This window comes from Microbacterium sp. LWS13-1.2 (assembly GCF_040144835.1).
Taxonomy (GTDB): Bacteria; Actinomycetota; Actinomycetes; order Actinomycetales; family Microbacteriaceae; genus Microbacterium.
This window is the reverse complement of sequence record NZ_CP151632.1, coordinates 1,390,730-1,416,752: the sequence shown is the minus strand read 5'-3', so window position 1 is coordinate 1,416,752 and position 26,023 is coordinate 1,390,730. Positions and strand designations below refer to the sequence as shown.

Sequence of the window (26,023 nt, the reverse complement as noted above, 5' to 3'; positions counted from 1 at the left end):
CTCCTTCGGTGCGGGGATGGATGTCGGCGCGGTGCGTCAGCCGGCGATCGAGTCGGTGAGCTTCGCGTAGGCGGCGGGGTGGCGGTTCTTGATCCAGGCGGCCTGGACGTACCCGATGACGGGCACGACCACCACGAGTCCGAGCAGGAACCAGCTGACGGCGGCGAAAACCGGGTTGCCGTCGGCATCGACGTCGCCGACCATGATCGGGAAGTAGGCGACGATGAGGGCGGCCGAGAGCATGAGCCCCACGAATCCGAGGGCGGGGGCGACGACCGTGTTCCACACGCGCCGGTCCTTCTTGGTCCTGACGAAATAGACGATCACCGCGACCGACGTCAGAGCCATGAGGATCGCGATGGCGAGGGTCGCGACACCGGCGAACCAGGTGAAGACCTGCAGCACGGGGTCGAGGCCGAGTACCGCGAAGACCGCGATCAGCACGACCGCCGTGCCCGTCTGCACGAGCGACGACACGTGCGGCGAGAGGTGCTTGGCGTGCACCGCGCCCATCTTGTCCGGAAGGACGCCGGCGTTCGCCATGGAGTGCTGATAGCGCGTGACGACGTTGTGGAACGACAGGACGCAGGCGAACATCGCGGTGATCAGCAGGATGTTGACGGCGATCTCGCCGAACGAGCCGAGGTAGCGGGCCATCGTCGTGATGATGAACGTCCCGGGGTCCTCCGCGATGGCGTCGAGGACATTGCTCGGCCCCCACGCCATCACCAGCCCCCATGCGGCCAGCGTGTAGAAGACGCCGATGCCGATCACCGCGGCGTACGTGGCGCGAGGGATGGTCCGGTTCGGGTCCTTGGCCTCGTCGCGGAAGATCGCGGTGGCCTCGAAGCCGATGAATGCGGCGATCGCGAACATCAGTCCGACGCCGGGGGAGCCGCTCGCGACGTTCGCAGGCTCGAACGGTGCGAGACTCAGGCCCTCGGGCCCGCCGCTGGCGACCACGACGACCACCATCGCCAGGACGATCCCGACCTCGGCGACGAGCAGCACGCCGAGCACCTTGCTCGACAGGTCGATGTGGCGGTAGCCCAGCACGCCGACGACCGCGATCGTGGCGAGCGACATCAGCCACCAGGGCAGGGCAGGGCCACCGATCGACTGGACCGTCACCGACAGGATGTAGCCGATGTATCCGTACACCGACACCTGGATCGTGGTGTAAGTGAGCATCGCGATCCACGCGCTCGCGAGGCCGGTGGAGCGGCCGAGACCGTAACCGACGTACGTGAAGAAGGCGCCCGGTCTGGGCACGTGGCGGGTCATCGCGGCGAGGCCCACCGAGAACAGCAGCAGGATGACGGCGCTGATGGCGTAGAGCGCGGGGAAGCCGATCCCGTTGCCCAGGAGCATGCCGAGCGGCGCGGCGCCGCCGATCACGGTGAGGGGGGATGCGGCGGCCACCACCATGAAGACGATGGCGGTGACTCCGAGCGAGCCGGTCAGCGTCCGCTTCGCGGACGCCTCGACTCCCTTCGATTCGAGCTGGGTCATGGCAGAACCTCCGGGCGAACGCGGGAACGGGATGCCCTGAGCCTCGCGGCACCGCGTTGCGGCGCCGTCGCGCGCCGGTGAAACCTCGTGCACACCGAGTGAGATCGGCCGGCGCGGCCGTCTCATTCGGGTGACACACGGGCGAAACACGCGGGTAGCGGCCCGGCAACCGCGCCCGCGTAACGTCTCACGCGCACCACCGGAGGCGACATGACCGCACTCGAGCGCGCGATCGCGCGACCCGACCCCGTCCACGACTTCGGGGCGCGTTCACCGCTGGACGGGCTGGATCGCCGCAGCGTGGGCTTCTTCGACGTCCTCGCCCAGTCCGTGGCCGCCGTCGCCCCGGCTGCCGCGGCGACCACCGTCGTGCTGCTCGTCGCCGGCATCTCGCCCTCGGCGACGGTGCTCTCGATCGTGCTCGCCGGCGTTCTCAGCCTTCTCGTGGCACGCACCATCTCGCAGTTCGCGAGGCGGCTGGCCGCTGCAGGTTCGACCTACACCTACACCGCACGCGGCCTGGGGCCGGGTGCCGGACTCGCCTCCGGGGCGGCGATCCTCGTCGGCTACGGCGCGATCGCGATGTTCGCCCTGCTCGGCGGGGCGTACTACGTCACGTTCCTCCTGGAATCGGCGTGGCCCGCGGCAGGAGGCCCGGGGACGCTCGCCGCCGTGCTCGCCGCCGAGGCGGCCTTCGTCGCCGTCGTGCTCGTGCGCGGCATCCGGCTGTCCTCGCGCATCGCCCTCGTGGTCGAGGTGCTCTCGGTGGCCCTCATCGCCGTGCTCCTCGTCGTGCTCCTGATCCGGATCGGCCCGATCGACCCCGGTCGCATGCTCGGGCTCGGCGGGATCGACCCCGCGGCGCTCGCCGCGGGCTCGGTCATCGCGCTCACCGCCTTCGTCGGCTTCGAGAGCGCGTCGACGCTCGGCGTCGAGGCCCGCGCCCCGCTGCGCAATGTGCCGAGGGCGATCGTGTGGACGGTGCTGCTGTCTGGCGGTCTGTATGTCCTGGCGGCGGTCGCCCAGGTCGCCGGCTTCGACGCGATGGGTGCCTCGCTCGCCGCCAGCGCCTCGCCGATCAACGAGCTCGCGTCGGCGTACGGTCTGGGCGGCTGGGGGGTCGTGGCCGACATCGGCATCGCGGCCTCGTTCCTCGCGTGCGCCATCGGGTCCACCACCGCCCTCACCCGCGTGCTGTTCACCATGGGGCGCGACCGCGTGCTGCCGTCGCCGGCGGGCCGTGCGCATCCGCGATTCGGCACGCCCATCGGCGCGGTCGCGCTGGCCTTCCCGCTCATCGCCGGCGTGCCGTTCCTGCTCCTCTTGTCGGGCGTCGACGTGCGCGGCGCGATGCATGCCACCATCGCCGTCGGCGGCGCGGGGTACATCGTGGCCTACATCCTGGTGTGCATCGCCGCACCGGTCTTCCTGCGGCGCATCGGCGAGCTCACGACCGGATCGGCGATCACGGCGACCGTGTCGGCGGTCGTGCTCACCGGTGCGCTCGTCACGTTCTTCGTGGTCGACGCCGCCGCGGGCAGCGTCGCGGTCTGGGTGGTGCTCGCGGTCGGCGCCGTGGCCGCGATCGCGGTGCTCGTCCGGCTGCGCCGCGGCACGCCGTCGCTCGCGCGCGTCGGGTCGTACGACGAGCCCGTCGCCTCGGAGGTGCTGGGCGGCATCGCCCGGCGGGAGCGGAGGGGCGGTGCCTGAGAGGGTGTCGCCGGGGCCGACCCTGACGGCGCGTCAGCCGAAGGCGGTCCACAGCGCACTGACGGTGCTCGAGGCCGTGGCGCACCTGGGCGCCGGTGCGACCGCGCGCGAGATCTCGCTCGAGCTCGGGCTGCCGCGGGCCACCACCTACCGCCTCCTGAACCTGCTCGTGCAGGACGAGTACCTCGTGCGCACCCCCGACCTCGCGGGGTTCGCGCTGGGCGCCAAGGTCGTGCAGCTCGCCGCCGTGGCTGCGCCGCCGGCACGTCTGACGTCGGCGGCCAGGGGAGTGGTCGCCGAGGCGCGCTCGGCGCTGCGCGGTGGCGTGCATGTCGTCTTCTTCGTCGACGGTCGCATCTCGGTGATCGACGCGGATCCCGACTTCCCGCTGTCGGACGAGGTCCGTCTCGCCCGCGAGCCGGCGCGGTTCGCGATCGGGCGGCTGCTGACGATCGAGCAGGGGACTGCCGAGAGCGCGTCGCGCGGGGACTTCGCCGAACTGGGCGCCACTCGCCAGCGGGGCGAGCTCGCCCCCGGATACGGCTGTGTCGCGGTGCCGATCCTCGACGGCAGCGGTCGGTTCGCCGGAGCGGTCGGGTTCTCGGGGCCACGCCACCGGGTGGACGAGCCGGCGGCGGTGCTGGCGGTGCTGCAGCCGGCTGCCGCGCAGCTGGGCCCCCTGGTGGTGTGACGTCAGCCCCGCGCAGAGCGGGTAGACTGTCAGAAGCTCTCCGCGAGGCGGCATCCAGGCCAACTCCCCCAGGACGGAAACGTAGCAAGGGTAACCAGGCTCTGCCGGGTTCGCGGAGAGTCTTAATCTTCCCGGGCGCTTCGATCAGGCGAGTGCCCGGATCCGGTCAGCGACCGGCGGCGAAGGGGCCGTCGAGCACCGCCCACTGCAGCAGCATGATGGTCTTCGCATCCTGGATCCGCCCATCACGCACCATCGCCAGCGCGTCGCCGATCCCGATCTCGAGCAGCTCGATGTGCTCGCCCTCCTCCGGGAGCCCGCCTCGGTCTGCGGTGCGTGTCGAGCCGTCGTAGCGGGCGGCGAAGAAGTGGAGCCGCTCGGTGACCGAGCCCGGGCTCATGTACACGTCCCAGACGTGCTCGAGCTCGCCCACTTCGACGCCTGTCTCTTCGACCGCCTCCCGGCGGATCGCCGTCGCCGGATCGTCGTCATCGAGCAGTCCCGCCGCCGTCTCGATGAGCATCCCGTCGGGGTGGTCGTTGACGTAGACCGGGTAGCGGAACTGCCTGGTGAGCAGCACCGTGCGCCGATCCGGATCGTAGAGCAGCACCGTCGCCCCGTTGCCGCGATCGTAGGTCTCGCGCTGCTGGGTCTCCCATCCGCCCGACGGATCGCGGTATTCGAGCGTCGTGCGGCGCAGCACATGCCAGGCGGAGGCAAGCACCTCGACGTCCGTCACCCGAACGTCCGGATTGCGCTGCAGATCGCGCCCGATCCGATCCAGTCCCGTGCGGCCGCGATGGTCGGGAACGTCGATTCCGGGTCGGGGAGCATCCATGCCTCGAGCGTAGCCGCGCGCCCTCGGCGCACTCCGAGGGCCCCTGTCCCGGGGGCTCGCGCGGAGCGAGGCCGAGACGGAGCGCCTCCTCCGCCCATAGGCTGGGGTGGTGGCGCAGAGCATCTACATCACGTCGGCCGAAGGCCACTCGGGGAAGTCGACGGTCGCGCTCGGCGTGCTCGATGCCCTGAGTCACGCGACCGCGCGTGTGGGCGTGTTCCGGGCGATCGCGCGATCGACCGTGGAGCGCGACTACGTGCTGGAGATGCTGCTCGACCACGACGGCGTCGACCTGCCCTACAACGACTGCATCGGCGTCACATACGACGATGTGCGGCAGGATCCGGATGCCGCGCTCGCGACGATCGTCGAGCGCTACAAGGCGGTCGAGGCCCAGTGCGAGGCCGTGGTCATCGTCGGCAGCGACTACACCGACGTCGGCAGCCCCGCCGAGCTCGCGTACAACGCCCGCATCGCGGCGAACCTGGGCGCGCCGGTCCTGCTCGTGCTCGGCGGGCGCTCGGCGCAGAACCAGACGCAGCCCGAGCAGCTCGGGTCCTCGCTCCCGCGCACGCCTGCCGAGATGGGCCAGATCGCGGATCTCGCGCTCGCCGAGCTGCGGCACGGCCGTGCGAAACTGTTCGCCGTCGTGGCCAACCGCGCGGAGGCGGACATCGCCGACGAGACGATCGCCGCGATCCGCCGCTCCATCGACGCGCACCACGGCGAGGTGACCGTGCCGGCGACGCCCGTGCCGGTCTGGGCCATCCCCGAGGATCGGCATCTGGTGGCGCCGTCGATCCGCGGCATCATGCGCTCGGTCGACGGCGAGCTGCTCGCCGGCGACCCCGACCTGCTCACCCGCGAAGCGCTGGCGGTCGTCGTCGCGGGGATGTCGATGGTGAACGTGCTGCCCCGCCTCCTCGAGGGCGCCGTGGTCATCATCCCCGCCGACCGGTCGGAGGTGCTGCTGGCGACGCTGCTGGCGAATGCCTCGGGCACCTTCCCGTCGATCTCGGGCATCGTGCTGAACGGCGGGTTCGAGCTGCCCGAGCCCGTGACGCGGCTGATCGACGGCCTGGGGTCGAACGTGCCCATCATCACCACCGAGCTCGGTACGTACGAGACGGCGGTGCGCATCATGGGCACCCGCGGCCGCCTGGCCGCCGACTCGCAGCGCCGCTACGACACCGCCCTCGCCCTGTTCGAGCAGAGCGTCGACACCGATGAACTGCTCGTCTCGGTCGGCCTGGCGCGGGCGACGGTGGTGACACCGCTGATGTTCGAGTTCCAGCTCATCGAGCGGGCCCGCGCGCAGCGCAAGCGCATCGTGCTGCCCGAGGGGGATGACGACCGGGTCCTGCGCGCGGCGGCGACGGTGCTCAAGCGCGGCATCGCCGACCTCGTGATCCTCGGCGAGCCGTTCGAGGTGCGGGCGCGGGCGATCGAGCTCGGCATCGACATCCAGGGGGCCGAGGTGCTGTCGCCGCTCGACGCGGTGCACGTGCACAAGTTCGCGGAGGAGTACGCCCGACTGCGCGCGCACAAGGGCGTCACCGTCGCGCAGGCGGCGGACACCGTGACCGACGTGTCGTACTTCGGCACGATGATGGTGCACCTGGGCCTCGCCGACGGCATGGTCTCGGGCGCCGCCCACACGACGGCGCACACGATCCGCCCGGCGTTCGAGATCATCAAGACCCGCCCCGGCGTCTCGGTCGTCTCGAGCGTGTTCCTGATGGCGCTCGCCGACCGCGTGCTGGTCTACGGCGACTGCGCCGTCATCCCCGACCCCACCAGCGAGCAGCTCGCCGACATCGCGATCTCGTCCGCCGCGACGGCCGCGCAGTTCGGCATCGATCCTCGCGTGGCGATGCTGTCGTACTCGACGGGCGAATCGGGCTCGGGCGCCGAGGTCGAGAAGGTCAGGGACGCGACCGCCCTCGTCCGCTCGCGGGCGCCCGAGCTGCTCGTCGAGGGACCGATCCAGTACGACGCGGCGGCCGACGCCGCCGTGGCGGCGGCGAAGATGCCGGGCTCGGAGGTCGCCGGGCGCGCCACGGTGTTCGTCTTCCCCGACCTCAACACCGGCAACAACACGTACAAGGCGGTGCAGCGCTCGGCCGGCGCCGTCGCGATCGGACCGGTGCTGCAGGGCCTCAACAAGCCCATCAACGACCTGTCGCGCGGCGCCCTGGTGGACGACATCATCAACACGATCGCGATCACCGCGATCCAGGCGCAGGGGGAGTGATGCCACTCTCGGGCGTTCCTCGCTCGCTCAACGACCGGAATCCGGGAGTGAACCGCATGACCCCCGTGCTCGTCATCAACAGCGGCTCCTCGTCGTTCAAGTACCAGCTGCTCGACATGGACACCGAGCGCACGCTCGCCTCCGGCCTCGTCGAGCGCATCGGCGAGCCGATCGGCGTCGCCCGTCACACGGTCTACGCGACGCCCGCTCCGGCGGCGACAGGGGGCGTGGCGGGCACGCCCACCTTCCTCGACGCGACGCGCACACGCGAGCTGCCGATCCCCGACCACACGGCGGGCTTCGAAGTCATGCTGGACGCGTTCGCGTCCTACGGTCCGTCGCTCACCGAGACGCCGCCGGTCGCGGTCGGTCACCGGGTGGTCCACGGCGGCGCGCGGTTCTTCGAGCCCACGCTCATCACCCCGCTCGTCGAGATCAACATCGACGAGCTCTCGGTGCTCGCGCCATTGCACAATCCGGCGAACCTCGCCGGGATCGTCGCCGCCCGGACGGCGTTCCCCGATGTGCCCCATGTCGCCGTCTTCGACACGGCCTTCCACCAGACCCTCGCGCCGGCGGCGTACACCTACGCGATCGACACGGAGGTCGCGGCAGCCCATCGCATCCGCCGGTACGGGTTCCACGGCACGTCGCACAAGTTCGTCAGCGAGGCGGCGGCAGCCTTCCTCGCACGACCCCTGGTCGAGTTGAAGCAGATCGTCTTCCACCTGGGCAACGGCGCATCGGTCACCGCGATCGACGGCGGCCGGTCCATCGACACGTCCATGGGCTTCACTCCGCTCGAGGGACTCGTCATGGGCACGAGGTCGGGCGACATCGACCCCGCGGTGCTCTTCCAGCTCGAGCGGCGCGCCGGCATGTCGGTCGACGACCTCGACGACCTCCTCAACAAGCGCAGCGGCCTGCTCGGCCTCGCGGGATCCAACGACCTGCGAGACATCCGCGCGGCGATCGGGCGGGGCGAGCCGCGGGCGCTCCTCGCCTTCGAGGTCTACGTCCACCGGCTGCGCGCCTACGCCGGCGCCTATCTCGCCCAGCTCGGCGGCGCCGACGTCATCTCGTTCACGGCCGGTGTCGGAGAGAACGCGCCCGGCGTACGCGCCGGGGCGCTCGAGACGCTCGGATTCGCCGGCGTGGAGATCGACCATGAGCGCAACGAGAGCGCCGAGCGCGGCATCCGTGTCATCTCGACCGACGCGTCGGCCGTCACCGTCCTCGTCGTGCCGACCGACGAGGAGCTCGAGATCGCCCGCCAGACTCTGAGCGTCGCCCGTCCGTAACCCTCTCGGGGTGTCGAGCGGGCGCCCGTCCGCATTACGCTTGCTGAGCGGCGCGACGGAGTGCCGAGCACACACACCCGCACTCGCCCCCGGAGGTTCTGTGGCCCACGACGCCCTGCCCGATCTGACCGCCTTCGACGCCGTGCTGTTCGATCTGGACGGCGTCCTGACGCCCACGGCCGAAGTGCACATGCACGCGTGGCAGACCATGTTCGAGGAGCTCTTCACCGCGTGGGACATCACGCCGCCGTACACCGAGCGGGACTACTTCGACCACCTGGACGGCAAGAAGCGCTACGACGGCGTGGCCAGCCTGCTGCGCTCGCGCGACGTGGAGGTGCCGTGGGGCGATCCGTCCGATCCTCCGACCGCCGACACGGTGTGCGGCATCGGCAACCGCAAGAACGCGGTCTTCGAGCGCGTCCTGCGGGCGGAGGGCATCGCGCCCTACCCGGGATCGCTGCGCCTGCTCGACACGCTGGCGGATGCCGGCACCCGTGTCGCAGTGGTGTCCAGCTCCAAGAACGCGGAGGAGGTGCTGACGGCAGCCGGCATCCGTGATCGATTCACTGTCGTGATGGACGGCGTCATCGCCGAACGCGACCACCTCGCCTCCAAGCCTGCGCCGGACGTGTTCGTGGAGGCGGCCCGGATGCTGGAGGTCGAGCCCGCCCGCAGCGCCGCGGTGGAGGACGCCATCAGCGGCGTGCGCTCGGCGGCGGCCGGCGGCTTCGGACTCGTCGTGGGCGTGGACCGCGGCGTCGGGGTGCAGGACCTCATCGACGCCGGCGCCCACATCGTGGTTCAGGACCTGGAGGAATTCGTACGATGATCGACCGCGACCGCTTCCCCGTCGACGAGTGGCGGCTGATCGAGTCGTCGTTCGACCTCGACGACTCCGGTGTCACCGAGACGCTGTTCGCCGTGGGCAACGGCTATCTCGGCCTGCGCGGAAACCACTCGGAAGGGCGGTTCGCGCACGAGGACGGCACGTTCATCAACGGGTTCCACGAGACGTTCCCGATCCGCCACGCCGAGCAGGCGTACGGCTTCGCCGAGGTCGGACAGGCGATCATCAACGCCCCGGACGCGAAGGTCATGCGCGTGTACGTCGACGACGAGCCGCTGTCGCTCGACGTCGCCGACGTCCGCGAGTACGAGCGGGAGCTCGACATGCGCGACGGGATCCTGCGCCGCCACGTGCGGTGGACGACGCCGTCCGGCAAGGACGTCATGATCGGCATGGAGCGACTGGTGTCGTTCGAGGAGAAGCACCTCGCGCTGATGACGATCGAGGTCACCGTGCTGAACGCCGACGCTCCCGTCACCATCGCCAGCCAGATCATCAACCGGCAGGACGGCGAAGACGTCTACGGCGGCACCCCCACCGCTTCGCGCAAGGCCGGCTTCGACCCCCGCAAGACCGAGAAGCTCCACGAGCGCGTGCTGCAGCCGCAGGAGTACTGGCAGGACAAGCTGCGCTCGGCGCTGTCGTACCGCGTCACCGACTCCGGGATGACCATCGCCGTCGTCGCCGATCATCTCGTCGACACCGAGAACGAGTACACGTCGCGCACGCTCATCGAACCCGACATCGCGAAGAACGTCTTCCGCGTGCAGGCCAAGGCCGGCGTGCCGATCCGTGTCACCAAGCTCGTCAGCTACCACACCTCGCGCGGCGTTCCAGCGCGGGAACTGGTGGACCGCTGCCGGCGCACCCTCGACCGGGCGCTGAGCGAGGGCGTCGACGCCATCCGCACGCGGCAGCGGTCCTGGCTCGACGCGTTCTGGGAGCGCTCGGACGTGCGGATCGCCGGGCACGCCGACCTGCAGCAGGCCACGCGCTGGTGCCTGTTCCAGCTCGCGCAGGCCACCGCCCGGGCGGATGGCCTCGGCGTGCCGGCGAAAGGCATGACGGGCTCGGGCTACTCGGGGCACTACTTCTGGGACACCGAGATCTACGTGCTCCCGTTCCTCGCGTACACGACGCCGCTGTGGGCCCGTAACGCACTGCGCATGCGGTACCTCATGCTGCCCGCCGCGCGCCGTCGCGCGTTCCAGCTGAACGAGGCCGGTGCCCTGTTCCCCTGGCGCACCATCAACGGCGAAGAAGCGTCGGCCTACTATGCGGCCGGCACCGCGCAGTACCACATCAACGCCGACGTGAGCTTCGCCCTCGCGAAGTACGTCCGTGCCACCGGCGACGAAGAGTTCCTGTTCCGCGAGGGCGTCGACATCGCGGTCGAGACGGCGCGGCTGTGGGCGACCCTCGGCTTCTGGCGCTCGAGCGACGGCATGATCGACGGCGAAGGAGACACCTTCCACATTCACGGCGTCACCGGGCCCGACGAGTACACCACCGTCGTGAACGACAACCTGTTCACGAACGTCATGGCGCGGTTCAACCTCCGCTTCGCCGCGCGCACGGTGCGCGAGATGGCCGAGGTCGACGGCGAGGTCTACCGGCAGATGGTGGACCGCCTCGCCCTGGAGCCCGGCGAGCCCGAGGCGTGGGAGCGGGCCGCGGAGGCCATGCACATCCCGTTCAGCCCGAGCCTCGGCATCCACCCGCAGGATCACGTGTTCCTCGAGCGGGAGATCTGGGACCTCGAGAACACGCCGCCCGACAAGCGGCCGCTGCTGCTGCACTTCCACCCGCTGGTGATCTACCGCTATCAGGTGCTGAAGCAGGCGGACGTGGTGCTGGCGCTGTTCCTGCAGGGCAACCACTTCTCCGACGAGGACAAGCTCGCCGACTTCGAGTACTACGACCCGCTGACCACGGGCGACTCGACGCTGTCGGCGGTCGTGCAGGCGATCCTCGCGGCGGAGGTCGGCTACCAGGACCTGGCGCTCGAGTACTTCCGCGAGTCGATCTTCGTCGACCTCGGCGACCTGCACCACAACGCCGCCGACGGCGTGCACGTCGCGTCTGCCGGCGGCGTGTGGACGGCGTTGGTCTCGGGCTTCGGAGGCATGCGCGACCACTTCGGCGAGCTGTCCTTCGACCCGCGGCTGCCCGAGGCGTGGCCCTCGCTCGAGTTCGTGCTGCACTGGCACGGCACGCGCCTGCTCGTCACCGTAACCCGCGACGAGCTGCGCGTGCGCGCGATGGAGGGCGACCCCGTCGGCTTCAGCGTGCGCGGCGTCGGCTACGTCGTCGGCCCGGGCGAAGAGGTAGTGGCCGCTCTCGACGGGCAGGGACCCGTCATCGCCGGGCGCCCGTCGCTGCGCGAGCTCGGCGACGCCCGCCGCGAGGACGGCTCCCTGCTGTCGGCGTCCGTGCCCACCGTCACCTCGACGATCCCGATCATCGTGGGAGCGGCGGACGTCGAGCACGGGGCGGACGTCTGACGGTCTCGCGAGCACCGGAGATACGGCGAGAACGGGACGATCCGAGCCGATCCGTCCTGTCTCCGCCGGATCTCCTGCTCTCGGGCGAGTGCGCGGCGGGCCGGACGCATCACGCGCGGGCGAAGAACTCCAGTTCGTGCTCCATCGAGCGGGCGAACGCAGCGCTCATGCGCGCCCGCTCGTGCGGTCCGGCCTCCCGCGCCGCTGCGTCGGCGATGTCGGCCGCCCGCGCGGTCGCGGCCGTGAAGGCGGGGTCGCCGTACATCGCGAGCCAGTCGTCGTACGGGTGCGCGTCATGGCGCCAGGCCGCCAGACGGACGCCGAGGTCGGTGTACAGCCAGAAGCACGGCAGCAGCGCGGCGACGAGCTCGCCGTATGACCGCGCCGAGGCGTGCAGGTGGTTCGTGTAGGCCAGGGTCTGCGGTGCGGGCGCGTCGGGGGGCGACCCGAGATGCGACTCATGCAGCCGCCTCTCCTCGACGATCGAGGACTCGGCCGCGCGTGCCCAGAACGCCTGCTCCGCGGAGGTCGGCGCGAGCGCGCTCGCCTTCGCCAGCACGCGGGAGTACTCGCCGAGGTAGAGCGCGTCCTGGGCGAGGTAGCGCAGGAACGTCGCGCGCGGCAGGCTGCCGTCGGCCAGCCCTCGGACGAAGGCGAGGGCGTCGACGTCGGCGCGCACGGCGGCCGCGGCATCCCACACCTGCGCCGCCCAAGAGGCGGCGGGGGCGCTCCCCACGGCCCCGCCACGCACCGCCGGCGCGTCGCGCGGAGCCTCCGGCCGCGTGGGCTCAGCCGCGACCCGCTGTTCGTGGAAGTGGTCGATCGGGCCGTTGCCTCCACCCACACCCAGGGCATCGGCGTGTGCGAGTGCGCCGGTGAGCCACGTCTTCGCGCGCACCAATGCGTCGGGCCAGGCCGCACCGCCCGCGCGCAGGGTCGCCATCGCCGACGAGAGCGAGCAGCCGGTGCCGTGGGTGTTCCGGGTTGCGACGCGGGTGCCGCCGACCTCGTGGACCGCGCCGTCGGCCGCGACGACCGCATCGGGGCAGTCCGCGCCGTCGAGATGCCCGCCCTTGAGCAGCACGGCCGTTCCCGTCGCGCTCGCGAGAGCCCACGCGTCGTCGAGAGCCTGCTCCCATGCCGTCGCTCGTGGGCGCCGGACGAGCACGGCCAGCTCCGCGAGGTTCGGGGTGATGAGGTCCACCGCGGTCGCGAGCGTGCGCAGCGCGTCCTCGGCGGCGGGGTCGAGCAGCCGATCGCCGCTGGTCGCCACCATGACCGGGTCGAGCACGACGACCGGCGGGCGCACGCGGGCGAGCCACTCCCGCACGGTCTCGATGATCTCGGCCGACTGCAGCATCCCGATCTTCACCGCATCGATCTGGACGTCATCCGATACGGCGTCGAGCTGCGCGGCGAGGAACGCCGTCGGCGGCACGTGCACCTCGCGCACGCCGTGCGTGTTCTGCGCGACGAGGGCGGTCACCACCGCCATGCCGTAGCCGCCGAGTGCGCCGATGGACTTGAGATCGGCCTGGATGCCCGCGCCGCCCGTCGGGTCGGTGCCGGCGATGCTCAGCACGCGCGGGATCGCCTGCGGGCGATGCGGCGCCGTCACGGTCTGCGCGACGGACACGTCGCTCACCGAGCGACCCCCTCGGCCTCGAGCGCGAGCACGTCGGCGGCGCTGCGGAAAGCGCGCGACGCCGCTGCGGGATCGTCGGCGCCGCAGATGGCCGAGATCACCGCGATACCCGCTGCGCCGGCTTCCCGCAGCGGTGCGACGTCGCTCAGGCGCACTCCGCCGATCGCGACGCAGGGCACGGTCGTGCTCGTCGCGAACGCCGCGAAGCCGTCGATGCCGAGCGCCGGCGGGTGGTCGGGCTTGGTCGAGGTCGGCCGGATCACCCCGACTCCGAGGTAGTCGACCGTGCCGGAACGCAGAGCGGATGCCGCGACCCGGTGCTCCGGCGAGTTCGCCGTCCATCCGATGACGGCGTGCGCGCCGAGCAGGCGTCGCGCCGTCTCGGGCGGCACGTCGGCCTGGCCGAGGTGGACGCCGTCGACGAGCGCCCCCGCCTCGCGCGCGGCGACGGCGACGTCGACGCGGTCGTTGAGCAGGAGCAGGCAGCGGCGGTCGATGACGTCCGACATCGCCACCGCCTGCCGCAGCAGCTCGCGCGCGCTGATGGACTTGGCGCGCAGCTGCACGACGTCGACTCCGGCGCCGACTGCGGCGTCGACGACGTCGACCAGCCGGTCGAACGGCACGCGGTCGTCGGTCACGAGATGCACCGCGAGGCGCGCGGCGCGGATCATCGAGCCGCGAGCGCGTCGGCGACGCGTGCATCGAGGTCGGCGGGCGCCGCCACCACGGCGTCGAGCGCATCGAGGAACGCCACGGCGAAAGACCCCGGCCCCTCCGACCGCGCCGCGGCCCGTTCCGAGGCGACCGCGTAGAGGGCGGATGCCGCCACCGCCGCCTCCAGCGGGGCGCACACACCGAGCAGCGCGGCCATCACCGCGCCGAGCGAGCAGCCGCCGCCGGTGACGCGGGTGAGGAGCGCGTCGCCGCCATGGATCCGCACGACCCGCTCGCCGTCGGTGACGAGATCGACCGGGCCGGACACGGCGACCACGCCGCCGGTGCGCAACGCGAGCGATCGCGCGGCGCCGGCCGCGGCATCCGTCCCGTCCGTCGCGTCGACACCGCGACCGCCGGCGCCCGCGCCTGCCAGCGCCAGGATCTCGGAGGCGTTGCCGCGGATGATCGTCGGTCGGTGATCGATCAGCTCGGCCGCGAGAGCCGTGCGCACCGGGAGCACACCGACCGCGACGGGGTCGAGCACCCACCGCGACGTGTGACGCACGGCCTCGCGGGCGGCATCGCGCTGCTCCGCGGTCGGGGTGCCGAGGTTGACAAGCACGCCGTCTGCGACGCCTGCGAACAGCCCTGCCTCACCGGGGATGTCGCACATCGCCGGGGCCGCGCCGACGGCGAGGAGGGCGTTGGCGGTGAAGTTCGTCACCACCGCATTGGTGATGCACTGCACCAGGGGTGAGGCCTCCCGCAGCGCCGTCAGCGCGGCGGCGGGGGAGAGGGCGGACAGGTGGGGTTCGGTGCGCGCGTTCATCGCGACATCCCTTCGCTCGCATGATCGAGATCAGGTTCGACGGGTGTGTTCTCAGCCCGTCGCGCGGGCACCCCGTGTCACTGCCGAGCAATCTAGCAGGCCGCGGGAGCGGCCACCGCGATGTCGGCGTCACGCCGTAGGCTGGGGGAGTGACCACCGCCCTCTACCGCCGCTACCGGCCCGAGTCGTTCGGCGAGATGATCGGGCAGTCGCAGGTCACCGAACCCCTGATGACGGCGCTGCGCAGCGACCGGGTCGGGCACGCCTACCTGTTCTCCGGCCCGCGCGGGTGCGGCAAGACGACGTCGGCCCGCATCCTGGCGCGCTGTCTCAACTGCGCGCAGGGGCCGACCGACACGCCCTGCGGCACCTGCGACAGCTGCGTCGAGCTGGGGCGCGGCGGTGGCGGCTCGCTCGACGTCGTCGAGATCGACGCCGCGAGCCACAATGGCGTCGACGACGCCCGCGACCTGCGCGAGCGCGCCGTGTTCGCCCCCGCGCGCGACCGCTTCAAGATCTTCATCCTCGACGAGGCCCACATGGTCACGCCGCAGGGCTTCAACGCCCTGCTCAAGCTCGTCGAAGAGCCGCCCGACCACGTCAAGTTCATCTTCGCGACGACCGAGCCCGAGAAGGTCATCGGCACGATCCGCTCGCGCACGCACCACTATCCGTTCCGCCTCGTGCCGCCCGCGGCCATGCTCGAGTACGTCGAGCAGCTCTGCGGGCAGGAGGGCGTCGAGGTGGAGAAGGGCGTGCTGCCGCTCGTCGTGCGTGCGGGCGGCGGGTCGCCGCGAGACACGCTGTCGCTGCTCGACCAGCTCATCGCCGGGTCCGACCCTTCGGCAGGCTCAGGGACCATTCTCGTGACGTACGCCCGCGCCGTCGCGCTGCTCGGCTACACCCACGCCGAGCTGCTCGACGAGGTGGTCGACGCGTTCGCCGCCTCCGACGCGGCGGCCGCGTTCGCCGCGGTCGACCGGGTCGTGCAGACGGGCCAGGACCCACGCCGGTTCGTCGACGACCTGCTCGAGCGCCTGCGCGACCTCATCGTCGTGTCGGCGACCGGTCAGGGCGCCGCCGCGGTGCTGCGCGGCGTCTCGGCGGAAGACCTCGCCCGCATGCAGCGCCAGGCCGATGCCTTCGGCACGTCGCGCCTGTCGCACATCGCCGACCTCGTGATCGCGACCCTCGACGACATGACGGGTGCGACCTCGCCTCGGCTCCAGCTCGAGCTCATGGTCGCTCGCGTGCTGGCTCGCGGAGCGGGCAGTGCGGGGCCGACAGTGCCTGCGGCTGCCGCGGCGCCGGCGGCCGCCGCTGCTGCCGCGCCGGCGGCTGCGCCCGCGTCGAGCGCACCGGCGCCGGTAGGCGCGACGAGCGATCGTCCTGCTGCGGCCTCGGCGCCCGCGTCTCCGAGCGAGCCCACGCCGTCACCCGCGGCCGCAGCGCCGGCACCCGCTCCCGTCGAAGCCCCTCCGGTTCCCGCGGGACCGGTCACGCTGGAGCGCCTGCAGCAGGCCTGGCCGCAGGTGCTCGGTCAGCTCGAGAACGTCAGTCGCTCGTCGTGGATGCTCGCCTCCGGCGCACGTATCGCGGCACTCGACGACGACGTGCTCACGCTCACCTTCTCGAGCCAGAGCGACGTCGCGAAGTTCAAGCAGCTCGCCGCCGGCAAGGGCCCGAGCGAAGACCTGCGCCAGGCGATCCTGGCCGTGCTCGGCATCCGTGTGAAGTACATCGCCCGCCACGACGCGGGCGGCGGCCCGGGTGGCGCGGCCGGATCCGGTCCGGCGAGCCCTTCGCCGACGGGTCCCGCACGCGAGGCGCCCCCGCGCACCGCCGCACCTGAGACCCCCGCCGCTCCGCGAACGCCTGCGACGGCACCTGCCGCCCCCGCCGCAGCACGACCCTCGAACTCGTCAGGACCCCGTGCGTCGGCATCCGGTCCCACCCAGCGCGGCCTGGTCTCGGCGCCCCGCGCCTCGGCATCCGGGGCTGCGTCGACAGCGTCGGCTGCGGCCGCCCCCGTGACCGACTGGGCCGTCGCGGCGATCCCGTCCGACGACGACGCCCCGCCGCTCGACCCGGGGCCGGCGGCGCTGCCGACCGAGACGCCCGGCCAGTTCGCGGTCGACGACGAGCCCGAAGACGCGGCGACCTCGATGGCGCGCGTCGCGACCCTGGCGCCCCCGCGCGAGGGAGACGTTCTTCCGCGCACCGAGGTCGTCCCCTCGATCGAGCGCGACGACGACGAGCCCGAAGACGAGCCGGATGCCGTCGCCGACGTCCCGGTGCCGCCGACGGTCGCGCCGCCCCTGACTCCGGTGGTCACGACGCGCAACGGCGGCGTGCAGCGCTACGGCGAGGCGGTGGTGCGCCAGGTTCTCGGCGCCACCTTCGTGCGCGAGGAGCCCTACGAGCCGCCGACGAGGTTCAGCTAGCCCATGTACGACGGCATCGTCCAAGATCTCATCGACGAATTCGGCCGCCTGCCCGGGATCGGCCCGAAGTCGGCGCAGCGCATCGCCTTCCACATCCTGCAGACGCCCAACTTCGACGTGTCGCATCTCGCCGAGCTGCTCAGCGTCGTGCGCGAGAGGGTGCGCTTCTGCGAGGTCTGCGGCAACGTCTCCGAGCAGGAGCGCTGCTCGATCTGCCGCGACCCCCGCCGCAACCTGACCCTCATCTGCGTCGTCGAAGACGCGAAGGACGTCGCCGCGATCGAGCGCACGCGGGAGTTCCGCGGGCTCTATCACGTGCTCGGCGGCGCGATCAGCCCGATCGCCGGCATCGGTCCGGACGACCTGCGCATCACCCAGCTGATGCAGCGGCTCGCCGACGGCACGGTGCAGGAGGTCATCCTCGCCACGAACCCGAATCTCGAGGGCGAGGCGACTGCGACCTACCTGAGCCGGCTGCTGCACACGCTCGAGATCTCGGTCACCCGTCTGGCGTCGGGCCTTCCCGTCGGAGGCGACCTGGAGTACGCCGACGAGGTCACGCTGGGCCGGGCGTTCGAGGGCCGACGCTCGGTCTGATCTCGACGGATGTCGGAACTCCGCCGTAGATTGGCGGTCGCCCGCCTCGCGCCGGGGTGCCGGTTCCCGGATGCTGAATCCCGAGGCCTGCGCACCGATCCGTGCCGCGGCGGACGATCACTTGACGGAGAGACACCATATGAACTCCTCGCAGCGCTTCGACACGCGCGCGTGGCTGCTGTTCGCCGCGATGGCAGTGCTGTGGGGCATTCCCTATCTCTTCATCAGCATCGCCGTGGAGTCGTATTCTCCGGCTGCGGTGGTGGCGGGCCGCACGCTTCTCGGCGCCGTGCTGCTCCTGCCGTTCGCGATCCGGCAGAAGGCGCTGCGCCCCGCGTTCGCCAAGATCGGCTGGGTGCTGCTGTTCGGCGCCATCGAGATGGCTGGGCCCTTCCTGCTCCTCGGTCATGCCGAGCAGACGCTGCCGTCGGGGCTCACCGGTCGGCTCGTCGCGACCGTTCCGCTGTTCGCGGCGATCATCGCGTTCGGCGGAGGTGACCGTTCGGTTCTCAGCCCGGCGCGCAGCATCGGCCTCTTCGTCGGCTTCGTCGGCGTCTTCGTGATCGTCGCAGGCCCCGGCCTCGCGGTCGAAGGCGGCGGCGGTCTCATCGCGGTCGGCGAAGTCCTGCTGGTCGCGCTGCTGTACGCGATCGCGCCGTTCGTCATCGCTACCAAGCTGCGCGACGTGCCCTCGCTCGGCTCCATCACCCTCGCGCTCCTCGCTGTCGGGATCTTCTACACGCCGATCGCGTTCCTGACGCAGCACCAGGTGCCAACCCTCGAGGGCACGCTGTCGCTCATCGCGCTGGCCGTCCTGTGCACGGCGGTGGCGTTCATCACGTTCTTCGCGCTGATCGCGCGCGTGGGCCCGGTGCGGGCGCCGCTGTTCACGTACGTCAACCCCGTCGTCGCGATCGTGCTCGGCACGCTCATCCTCGGCGAGCCGCTCACCCTCGGCCTGCTGATCGGATTCCCGCTGGTGATCGCCGGGTGCTGGCTCGCCGCCACCGGCGGCACGGTGCGAGCTCGCAAGGCGACGGCCGACCTGCCGCCGATCGGCCCGAGCTGACCGCTGCCGGCGCGGCCGCCGGCATCCTCCCCGCGTCAGCGGAGCACTTCGACGAGCACGATCCATGACACCAGCAGCGCCGCGACCACCGCGATGAGGGAGCCGGACGCGAACCACAGCAGTCCGCCCGGCTGATCCGCCGCCAGCAGCGCGCCGCCGACCAAGTAGGCGAGCGGAGCGATGAAGCCTACCGCGGACTTGCCGGCGCGAAGCCGGTTGGCCGGATGCCGGTTCTCGAAGATCCGCCGTGCCGCCTGCACCTGAAAGACGCCGGCGCCGAGCGCGAGCACGATCATCGCGACCCCGTAGGGGAGCGCGCCGACCTCGGGGATGAGTCCGACCGCCGACCCGATGAGCGCGAGGACGAGACCGGAGATGCCCGCGGCGAGACGCGCCGTGAGAGAAGCCTCTTTGATGATGTCGCCGATGTTGACGCTCGCCGCGACGATGACGAGACCGGCCAGAGCCGCCGTCGCGCCGACCATCGCGACGTTGAACTCCGACCATGCCTCGATCTGCTCCATGCTCGGATGCTAGCGCCGAGACACATGGCCGGTGGCGCATGGGAGCGTCCGTAAGATGGAGCGTCGGGTGAAGTTCAGAAGCTCTGGTGCGGCATCCGTTCTCGCCCACCCCTGACATACGCGTGGAGTTCGATGTGGCGCTGATCGTCCAGAAGTACGGCGGATCGTCGGTCACGGATGCCGAGAGCATCAAGCGCGTCGCGAAGCGCATCGTCGACACGCGCCGCGCCGGGCACGACGTCGTCGTCGCCGTGAGCGCGATGGGCGACACCACCGACGAGCTGCTCGATCTGGCGGGGCAGGTCGCGCCGATCCCCGCACCGCGCGAGCTCGACATGCTGCTCTCGAGCGGTGAGCGCATCTCGATGGCGCTGCTCGCCATGGCCATCCACTCGATGGGATTCGAGGCCCGCTCGTTCACCGGCAGCCAGGCCGGCATGATCACGACCGCCGATCACGGCTCCGCGCGCATCGTCGACGTCACGCCGATCCGCCTGCGTGAGGCCCTCGACGAGGGCGCGATCGTCATCGTCGCCGGCTTCCAGGGGTTCAACCGCGACACACGCGACATCACGACGCTCGGCCGCGGGGGTTCCGACACCACCGCCGTCGCGCTGGCGGCGGCACTCCAGGCCGACGTCTGCGAGATCTACAGCGACGTCGACGGCATCTTCACCGCCGACCCCCGCGTCGTGCCGAAGGCGAAGAAGCTGACCGTCGTGTCGGCGGAGGAGATGCTCGAGCTCGCCGCCAACGGCGCGAAGGTGCTGTACATCCGCGCCGTCGAGTACGCGCGGCGCCACCGCGTGCTGATCCACGCCCGCTCCACGTTCAGCTCGGGCGTGGGGACCTATGTGCTCGGCCCGGGGATGAGCGTCCCCGAGGGCGAAAAGGGAGAAGAGATGGAAGAGCCGATCGTCGCCGGGGTCGCCACCGACCTGGGTCAGGCCAAGATCACCGTCATCGGCGTGCCTGACGTGCCGGGCAAGGCGGCAGAGATCTTCAAGGTCATCGCGAAGTCCGGGGCGAACGTCGACATGATCGTGCAGAACGTGTCGGCCGCCGCGACCGGCCGCACCGACATCTCGTTCACGCTCCCCAAGACCGATGCCGCGACCGCGCTGAAGGCGCTCGCCGGCGACCAGTCCGACATCGGCTTCGAGAACCTCGTCCACGACGACCAGATCGGCAAGCTCTCGGTCGTCGGCGCGGGCATGCGCACGCATTCGGGTGTCTCTGCCACGCTGTTCGAGGCGCTCAGCGTCGCCGGCATCAACATCGAGATGATCTCGACGTCCGAGATCCGCATCTCGGTCGTGGTGCGCGGCGACGATCTGGCCGAGGCCGCGCGCGTCGTCCACACCGCGTACGGCCTGGACGGCGACATCGAGGCCACCGTCTACGCCGGCACCGGCCGCTGACCCCGACTCGCTCGGCGGCGATCCCGTCTCATGCCACGAGATCAGGTGATGTCACCGGTGCAGGAGGATCCCTCGCGCAACGTCCTGTCCTCGTGAGATCACCTGACCCCGTGACGCCCGCCGCCCGCGGGCAGCAGCTGGCGCCGCGCCCGCCTCGCGACAACGCGCAGCCCTGGAGCAGCCCGTAACGGCGGACCTCGCCGCAGCGGCAGGGCGGTAGAATCGGGCAACCCCGCGCGTCCGACGGTGCCCGCGCGTCCGCTCCACGCTTGTGCCCACGCTGAGGAACACCATGACCCGCATCTCCGATTCAGGACTCTCCGTCGCCATCGTCGGCGCCACCGGCCAGGTCGGCGGCGCCATGATCGACATCCTCGAGGAGCGCGGGTTCCCGGTGCGCGAGATCCGCGCCTTCGCCACCGCACGCTCGGCCGGATCCGACATCATCTTCCAGGGCAAGGCCGTGACCGTGGAGGATGTCGCCACCGCCGAACTCGGCGGCATCGACATCGCCCTCTTCTCGGCCGGCGCCACGGGCAGCCGTGCGCACGCCCCGCGCTTCGCCGAGGCGGGCGCCGTCGTCATCGACAACTCCAGCGCGTGGCGCATGGACCCCGACGTGCCGCTCGTCGTGAGCGAGGTCAACCCGCACGCGATCGCCGAGGCGCGCAAGGGCATCATCGCGAACCCCAACTGCACCACCATGGCCGCGATGCCGGCGCTGAAGGTGCTCGACAACGAGGCCGGTCTCGAGCGGCTCATCGTCAGCACGTACCAGGCCGTCAGCGGCTCAGGCCTCGCCGGGGTTCAGGAGCTGCTCGGCCAGGTCGAGGGCGTGCTCGCTCAGGGCGACGTCGAGCGGCTCGCCCGCGACGGCTCGGCGCTGGACTTCCCCCAGCCCGAGAAGTACATCGCTCCGATCGCCTTCGACGTCATCCCCTTCGCCGGGAACCTTGTCGACGACGGCCTCAACGAGACCGACGAGGAGAAGAAGCTCCGCAACGAGAGCCGCAAGATCCTCGAGCTGCCCGACCTCCGCGTCGCCGGCACCTGCGTGCGCGTGCCGGTCTTCACCGGCCACTCGCTCAGCATCAACGTGGAGTTCGCCCGCGACATCACGCCCGAGCGTGCGCGCGAGGTGCTCTCGAGCGCCCCCGGAGTGAAGCTCGAGGAGGTGCCGACGCCGCTGCAGGCTGCCGGCACCGACCCGGCATACGTCGGTCGCATCCGTGCCGACCAGTCCGCGCCGGAGGGCAAGGGGCTGGTGCTCTTCATCTCGAACGACAACCTGCGCAAGGGTGCGGCGCTCAACGCCGTGCAGATCGCGGAGCTCGTCGCTGCCAACCTGGGCGTCAGCGTCTGACCTTCCCTTCGACGACTCGAAAGCGAGCGGATGCCGCGGCCGCGGCATCCGCTCGCTTCTCGTTTCGGCAAGAACCGCAGGACTTTCGGGGGAGGAGCCGGCGCCCGGTCGGGGGTGCTTTCCGGCGGAACTAGAATCATCTGGTGACCGAAACGCCCTCCGACGCCCTGCCCAGCCCTGACGACAGCGATCTCCCCACGGGGACGGTCGACGTTCTGCTGATCGGCGGCGGCATCATGAGTGCGACGCTCGGCACGCTGCTGCAGCAGCTGCAGCCCGACCTCAAGATCGCGGTCTTCGAACGGTTGAGCGATGTCGCGCAGGAGAGCTCCAACCCCTGGAACAACGCCGGCACCGGCCACGCAGCGCTCTGCGAGCTGAACTACATGCCCGAGGGCAAGGACGGCACGGTCGATCCCGCCAAGGCGATCTCGATCAACGAGCAGTTCCAGCAGAGCCGTCAGCTGTGGTCGTCGCTCGTCGAGGCCGGCGTGCTCGACGCGCCGTCGACGTTCATCAACTCCACCCCGCACATGACCTTCGTGCGCGGTGAGAAGGACGTCGCTTACCTCAAGAAGCGCTACGAAGCGCTGAGGGACGAACCGCTGTTCGCCGGCATCGAGTACAGCGAGGACTCCCGGGTCATCAACCAGTGGGCGCCGCTGCTCATGCAGAAGCGCCGCAAGGGGGAGCCGTTCGCGGCGACCCGGATGCCGGCGGGCACCGACGTCGACTTCGGTGCGCTGACCCATCAGCTCATCGACCGGCTCGCCGAGAACGGCGCCGACGTCCGCCTCAACACCGAGGTCCGTCGCCTGAAGCGCCTGCCCGACGGCTCGTGGCGCGTCAAGTACCGTCGCACCGTCGGTCGCACGCCCGGCGAGATCCGCGCGAAGTTCGTCTTCGTGGGCGCCGGCGGCTGGGCGCTGAAGCTGCTGCAGCGCTCCGGGATCCCGGAGATCTCCGGCTACGGCGTGTTCCCGATCGGGGGGCAGTTCCTGAAGACCTCGAACCCGGCGGTCGTCGCTCAGCACAAGGCCAAGGTGTACTCGCAGGCGTCGGTGGGCGCCCCGCCGATGTCGGTGCCGCACCTCGACACGCGCGTCGTCGACGGCGAGGCGTCTCTTCTCTTCGGCCCGTTCGCGACGTTCAGCCCCAAATTCCTCAAGACCGGCTCGTGGTTCGACATCGTCGGCCAGGTGCGGCCCGGCAACCTGGGTCCGATGCTCAAGGTCGCGTGGGACAACCCGAGCCTCATCACCTATCTCGTCGGTGAGCTGCTGAAGAACCACGCCAAGAAGGTCGACAGCCTCCGCGTCTTCATGCCGACCGCGAAGGACGAGGACTGGGAGATCATCCAGGCCGGCCAGCGCGCCCAGGTCATGAAGAAGGACCCGGAGAAGGGCGGCGTGCTGCAGTTCGGCACCGAGGTCGTCACCGGCGCCGACGGCACCATCGCCGGCCTGCTGGGTGCGTCACCGGGGGCGTCGACCGCGGTGTCGATCATGCTCGGTCTGCTGAAGACCTGCTTCCCCGACCGCATCGACGCGTGGGAGCCGCGTCTGCGCGAGCTCATCCCGACCTACGGCGACACCCTCAACGCTCGGCCCGAGGTCGCGCAGGAGCTGCTCGGCGAGACCGCGGAGACACTTGCCCTCACCGCGTAGCGCGCGTGGGGCAGTGGTCGCTGCATCCGTCGAGCCTCGACCGGAACGCCCGACCGTGGGAGCGCGAGTGCTCGCCCCCTAGGGTGGGGGCATGCGAGCACGGCTCACCTGGCGCGTCTGGGCGATCGCCGTCGCCCTGATCCTCGTCGTCGTGGTGGCCGGTGCCGTCGTTCTCGTCCGCGCGGCGGCGTCCGACGGTGGCGCCGGGGGAGTCGCCTTGCGATCGAGCGCCGGTGGCGCGGCGGCACTGCGGGTGGCGGCATCCGTCGACGACTTCGCGTACGACTCGTTCGAGGCCGATTACTGGCTCGGAAGGGATGCCGGCGGCCGGAGCCAGCTCTACACGACCGAGACGATCGTCGCCCGCTTCCCGGACTTCGACCAGAACAAGGGCATCGTCCGGTGGATCCCGCAGGCGGATTCGGGCATCGCGCACGACACCGTGATCGTCAGCGTCACGGGTGCCGGCGGCGAACCGATCCCCTGGTGGACCGAGGAGGACGAGGAATTCGTCTATGTCCTGACCGGCGACGACACCTACGTGCAGGGGACGCAGACCTACGTCATCACCTACACGATGAGCGACGTCGTGCTGCGCTACGAAGACACCGACGCCGATGAGTTCTACTGGGACACCGTCGGCACCGACCACACACAGCCGTTCGGCGAGGTGAGTGCGCACGTGCACGTCCTGGGCGACGCGGCCGCAGGGCTGCAGCCCGACCGGGTCTCCTGCTACAGCGGACCCGCCGAATCGACCGAGCCCTGCGACATCCAGGCGGCGCCACCGACCGCGCCTCCCGATGAGATCGCGGTGTGGGCTCTGGGGCATGGCATCACGGCAGCGGGGGAGCGGCAGCTCGCCTTCACCGCAGCCGAAGCAGGCGTCGGGCGAGACGAGAACGTCACCGTGGCGATCGGCTTCGAACTGGGCACGTTCTCGGCGCCGACACCGCCACCGCCTCCGCCGTACCCCTGGTGGGAGTGGATCCTGCCCGTCCTGGGGCTTCTCGCCGGGTTCGGCGGACTGTTGTTCGTCCTCGCGATGAGGCGCTTCCTGCGCCGCAATCCCGATCGCTCGCCGGTCATCGTGCAGTACTCGCCACCGGTCGATGAGTCGCCAACGTTGTCGGCCGGTGTCCTCGGCGTGCCCGCGAAGGCGCTCGCCGCCCATGTCGTCGACCTCGCGGTGCGAGACAAGGTCGAGATCACGGCATCCGGCGATCGGTCCGACGCGGACGATTTCGACGTGATCCTGCGGGATGCGAACGGGCTCGAGCACGACGACAGACGCATCGTGACGACGCTGTTCGGAAGGGATGCCGCACCGGGCGACCGCGTGGACCTGGGGGTGTTCGCCAAGAAGCCGCCGGTCCGAGCGGTGACATATGTGCGGCGGATCGAGGACGCGACGGTCGATCGCGGCTATCGCAGCAAGACCCCGGGCTGGGTCGGCGGGGTTCGCGGCCTGCTGCAGTTCGGCGGCCTGGCGGTCGCCGTGATGCTGACGTTCTTCCTGGACGCGGTGCCGTCGGTGCTGGCGGATCTCGGGGCACTCGGCGGCTGGATCAATTTCCTCTCGATCGCGAGTGCGTTCGGCGCATTCATCGTGCTGCCGTGCATCGGCCTCCCAAAGACGACACTCACGCTCGCCGGCGGCACGCACAAGACGTACCTGGAGGGCATCCGCGCGTACCTCCGCCTGGCTGAGGAGGATCGCCTCCGGGCGGCGCAGACACCGCGGACCGCCGACCTCGTGTCGGGCGGACGCCGCGCCTACACCGACGCCCCGAACGCACCCGGTGCGGAGGTCGTCAACCTGTACGAGCGGCTCCTGCCGTACGCGGTGCTGTTCGGCATGCAGGGCGAGTGGGTCTCGGTGATCCGTGCTGCGCAGCCCGCCGAAACGCCCGTGGCACGCGTCGCCCTGTTCGACTCGGTCACGTCCGACTCGCTGTCGAATGCGTCCTCGTCCATCGGACGCCTCGCCGCCACACCCGTCTCGCGCGGAAGCTCCTCGAGCTCGTCCGGGTCGTCGTTCTCGAGCAGCTGGTCATCGTCGGGCGGTTCCTCCGGCGGCGGATTCTCGGGCGGCGGGGGAGGAGGTGGCGGCTTCGGCGGGCGGTGACGCCGCCACCGACTAC

At 71.0% G+C, this 26,023-nt stretch carries 19 protein-coding genes, 1 other RNA gene and 1 riboswitch; of the genes, 14 read left to right on the top strand and 6 right to left on the bottom strand.

The genetic code is table 11. The features are described 5' to 3' along the window. Positions 1-36: 36 nt before the first annotated feature. Positions 37-1,512: an APC family permease gene (locus tag MRBLWS13_RS06780; protein ID WP_349428250.1), complete on the bottom strand. Its 1,476-nt coding sequence runs from the start codon at positions 1,510-1,512 to the stop codon at positions 37-39. A gap of 210 nt (positions 1,513-1,722) precedes the next feature. On the opposite strand from MRBLWS13_RS06780, the gene MRBLWS13_RS06775 reads away from it, so the two are divergent. From MRBLWS13_RS06775 to ffs, 3 genes are all read left to right on the top strand, one after another. Next, positions 1,723-3,222, top strand: coding sequence for an APC family permease (locus MRBLWS13_RS06775; protein ID WP_349428248.1), 1,500 nt, complete (start codon positions 1,723-1,725; stop codon positions 3,220-3,222). Further along, positions 3,215-3,913, top strand: coding sequence for a helix-turn-helix domain-containing protein (locus MRBLWS13_RS06770; protein WP_349428247.1), 699 nt, complete (start codon positions 3,215-3,217; stop codon positions 3,911-3,913). The genes MRBLWS13_RS06775 and MRBLWS13_RS06770 overlap by 8 nt, the downstream gene beginning before the upstream one ends. A gap of 31 nt (positions 3,914-3,944) precedes the next feature. After that, positions 3,945-4,041: signal recognition particle sRNA small type (ffs, locus tag MRBLWS13_RS06765), an RNA gene on the top strand. Positions 4,042-4,079: 38 nt separating this feature from the next. Here ffs and MRBLWS13_RS06760 read toward each other — a convergent pair. Further along, entirely contained in the window at positions 4,080-4,751 is a 672-nt protein-coding gene (locus MRBLWS13_RS06760) for an NUDIX domain-containing protein (protein ID WP_349428246.1), read from the bottom strand. 109 nt (positions 4,752-4,860) lie between these two features. On the opposite strand from MRBLWS13_RS06760, the gene pta reads away from it, so the two are divergent. The 4 genes from pta (at position 4,861) to MRBLWS13_RS06740 (ending at position 11,660) form a co-directional block, all read left to right on the top strand. After that, on the top strand, positions 4,861-7,005 hold the full coding sequence (pta, locus tag MRBLWS13_RS06755; RefSeq protein ID WP_349428245.1) for a phosphate acetyltransferase: 2,145 nt from the start codon (positions 4,861-4,863) through the stop codon (positions 7,003-7,005). Positions 7,006-7,061: 56 nt separating this feature from the next. Further along, positions 7,062-8,306, top strand: a complete 1,245-nt coding sequence (locus MRBLWS13_RS06750) for an acetate kinase (RefSeq protein ID WP_349428244.1) — start codon at positions 7,062-7,064, stop codon at positions 8,304-8,306. 100 nt (positions 8,307-8,406) lie between these two features. Continuing rightward, positions 8,407-9,138 carry an HAD-IA family hydrolase gene (locus tag MRBLWS13_RS06745; RefSeq protein WP_349428243.1) on the top strand — a complete coding sequence of 244 codons (732 nt, stop codon included), beginning with the start codon at positions 8,407-8,409 and terminating at the stop codon, positions 9,136-9,138. Beyond that, positions 9,135-11,660 carry a glycosyl hydrolase family 65 protein gene (locus MRBLWS13_RS06740; protein WP_349428242.1) on the top strand — a complete coding sequence of 842 codons (2,526 nt, stop codon included), beginning with the start codon at positions 9,135-9,137 and terminating at the stop codon, positions 11,658-11,660. Before MRBLWS13_RS06745 ends, MRBLWS13_RS06740 begins: the two co-directional genes overlap by 4 nt. Positions 11,661-11,769: 109 nt before the next feature. Here MRBLWS13_RS06740 and MRBLWS13_RS06735 read toward each other — a convergent pair whose 3' ends face one another. The 3 genes from MRBLWS13_RS06735 to thiM all read right to left on the bottom strand — a co-directional run bounded on the left by MRBLWS13_RS06735 (position 11,770) and on the right by thiM (position 14,794). Then, positions 11,770-13,305, bottom strand: a complete 1,536-nt coding sequence (locus MRBLWS13_RS06735) for a bifunctional hydroxymethylpyrimidine kinase/phosphomethylpyrimidine kinase (protein WP_349428241.1) — start codon at positions 13,303-13,305, stop codon at positions 11,770-11,772. Further along, positions 13,302-13,946 carry a thiamine phosphate synthase gene (gene thiE / locus MRBLWS13_RS06730; RefSeq protein WP_349428240.1) on the bottom strand — a complete coding sequence of 215 codons (645 nt, stop codon included), beginning with the start codon at positions 13,944-13,946 and terminating at the stop codon, positions 13,302-13,304. The genes MRBLWS13_RS06735 and thiE overlap by 4 nt, the downstream gene beginning before the upstream one ends. A gap of 29 nt (positions 13,947-13,975) precedes the next feature. Next, entirely contained in the window at positions 13,976-14,794 is an 819-nt protein-coding gene (gene thiM / locus MRBLWS13_RS06725) for a hydroxyethylthiazole kinase (protein WP_349428239.1), read from the bottom strand. Further along, positions 14,785-14,879, bottom strand: a riboswitch (TPP riboswitch). Its footprint overlaps the gene before it by 10 nt. A gap of 64 nt (positions 14,880-14,943) precedes the next feature. Here thiM and MRBLWS13_RS06720 point away from each other — a divergent pair. The 3 genes from MRBLWS13_RS06720 to MRBLWS13_RS06710 all read left to right on the top strand — a co-directional run bounded on the left by MRBLWS13_RS06720 (position 14,944) and on the right by MRBLWS13_RS06710 (position 18,904). Then, entirely contained in the window at positions 14,944-17,238 is a 2,295-nt protein-coding gene (locus MRBLWS13_RS06720; RefSeq protein WP_349428238.1) for a DNA polymerase III subunit gamma and tau, read from the top strand. A gap of 3 nt (positions 17,239-17,241) precedes the next feature. After that, complete coding sequence (gene recR / locus MRBLWS13_RS06715) at positions 17,242-17,835, top strand: recombination mediator RecR (RefSeq protein WP_349428237.1); 594 nt, start codon at positions 17,242-17,244, stop codon at positions 17,833-17,835. A 139-nt stretch (positions 17,836-17,974) separates the two neighbouring features. Next, a complete protein-coding gene (locus MRBLWS13_RS06710) occupies positions 17,975-18,904 on the top strand; it encodes a DMT family transporter (protein WP_349428236.1) in 930 nt (309 codons plus the stop codon). A gap of 35 nt (positions 18,905-18,939) precedes the next feature. Here the strand turns inward: MRBLWS13_RS06710 and MRBLWS13_RS06705 are convergent, their stop codons facing one another. Further along, the gene (locus tag MRBLWS13_RS06705; protein WP_349428235.1) at positions 18,940-19,428 is read right to left on the bottom strand and encodes a hypothetical protein; all 489 of its coding nucleotides are present in this window, start codon (positions 19,426-19,428) and stop codon (positions 18,940-18,942) included. 134 nt (positions 19,429-19,562) lie between these two features. On the opposite strand from MRBLWS13_RS06705, the gene MRBLWS13_RS06700 reads away from it, so the two are divergent. From MRBLWS13_RS06700 to MRBLWS13_RS06685, 4 genes are all read left to right on the top strand, one after another. Further along, positions 19,563-20,849 (top strand): aspartate kinase, encoded by a 1,287-nt coding sequence (locus MRBLWS13_RS06700; protein WP_349429008.1) that lies wholly within the window; start codon positions 19,563-19,565, stop codon positions 20,847-20,849. Positions 20,850-21,141: 292 nt separating this feature from the next. Further along, positions 21,142-22,212 (top strand): aspartate-semialdehyde dehydrogenase, encoded by a 1,071-nt coding sequence (locus MRBLWS13_RS06695; RefSeq protein WP_349428234.1) that lies wholly within the window; start codon positions 21,142-21,144, stop codon positions 22,210-22,212. Between the two features lie 236 nt (positions 22,213-22,448). Next, the gene (gene mqo, locus MRBLWS13_RS06690; RefSeq protein WP_349429007.1) at positions 22,449-23,879 is read left to right on the top strand and encodes a malate dehydrogenase (quinone); all 1,431 of its coding nucleotides are present in this window, start codon (positions 22,449-22,451) and stop codon (positions 23,877-23,879) included. Between the two features lie 91 nt (positions 23,880-23,970). Continuing rightward, positions 23,971-26,007, top strand: coding sequence for a DUF2207 domain-containing protein (locus MRBLWS13_RS06685; RefSeq protein WP_349428233.1), 2,037 nt, complete (start codon positions 23,971-23,973; stop codon positions 26,005-26,007). The last annotated feature ends 16 nt before the right edge of the window (positions 26,008-26,023 follow it).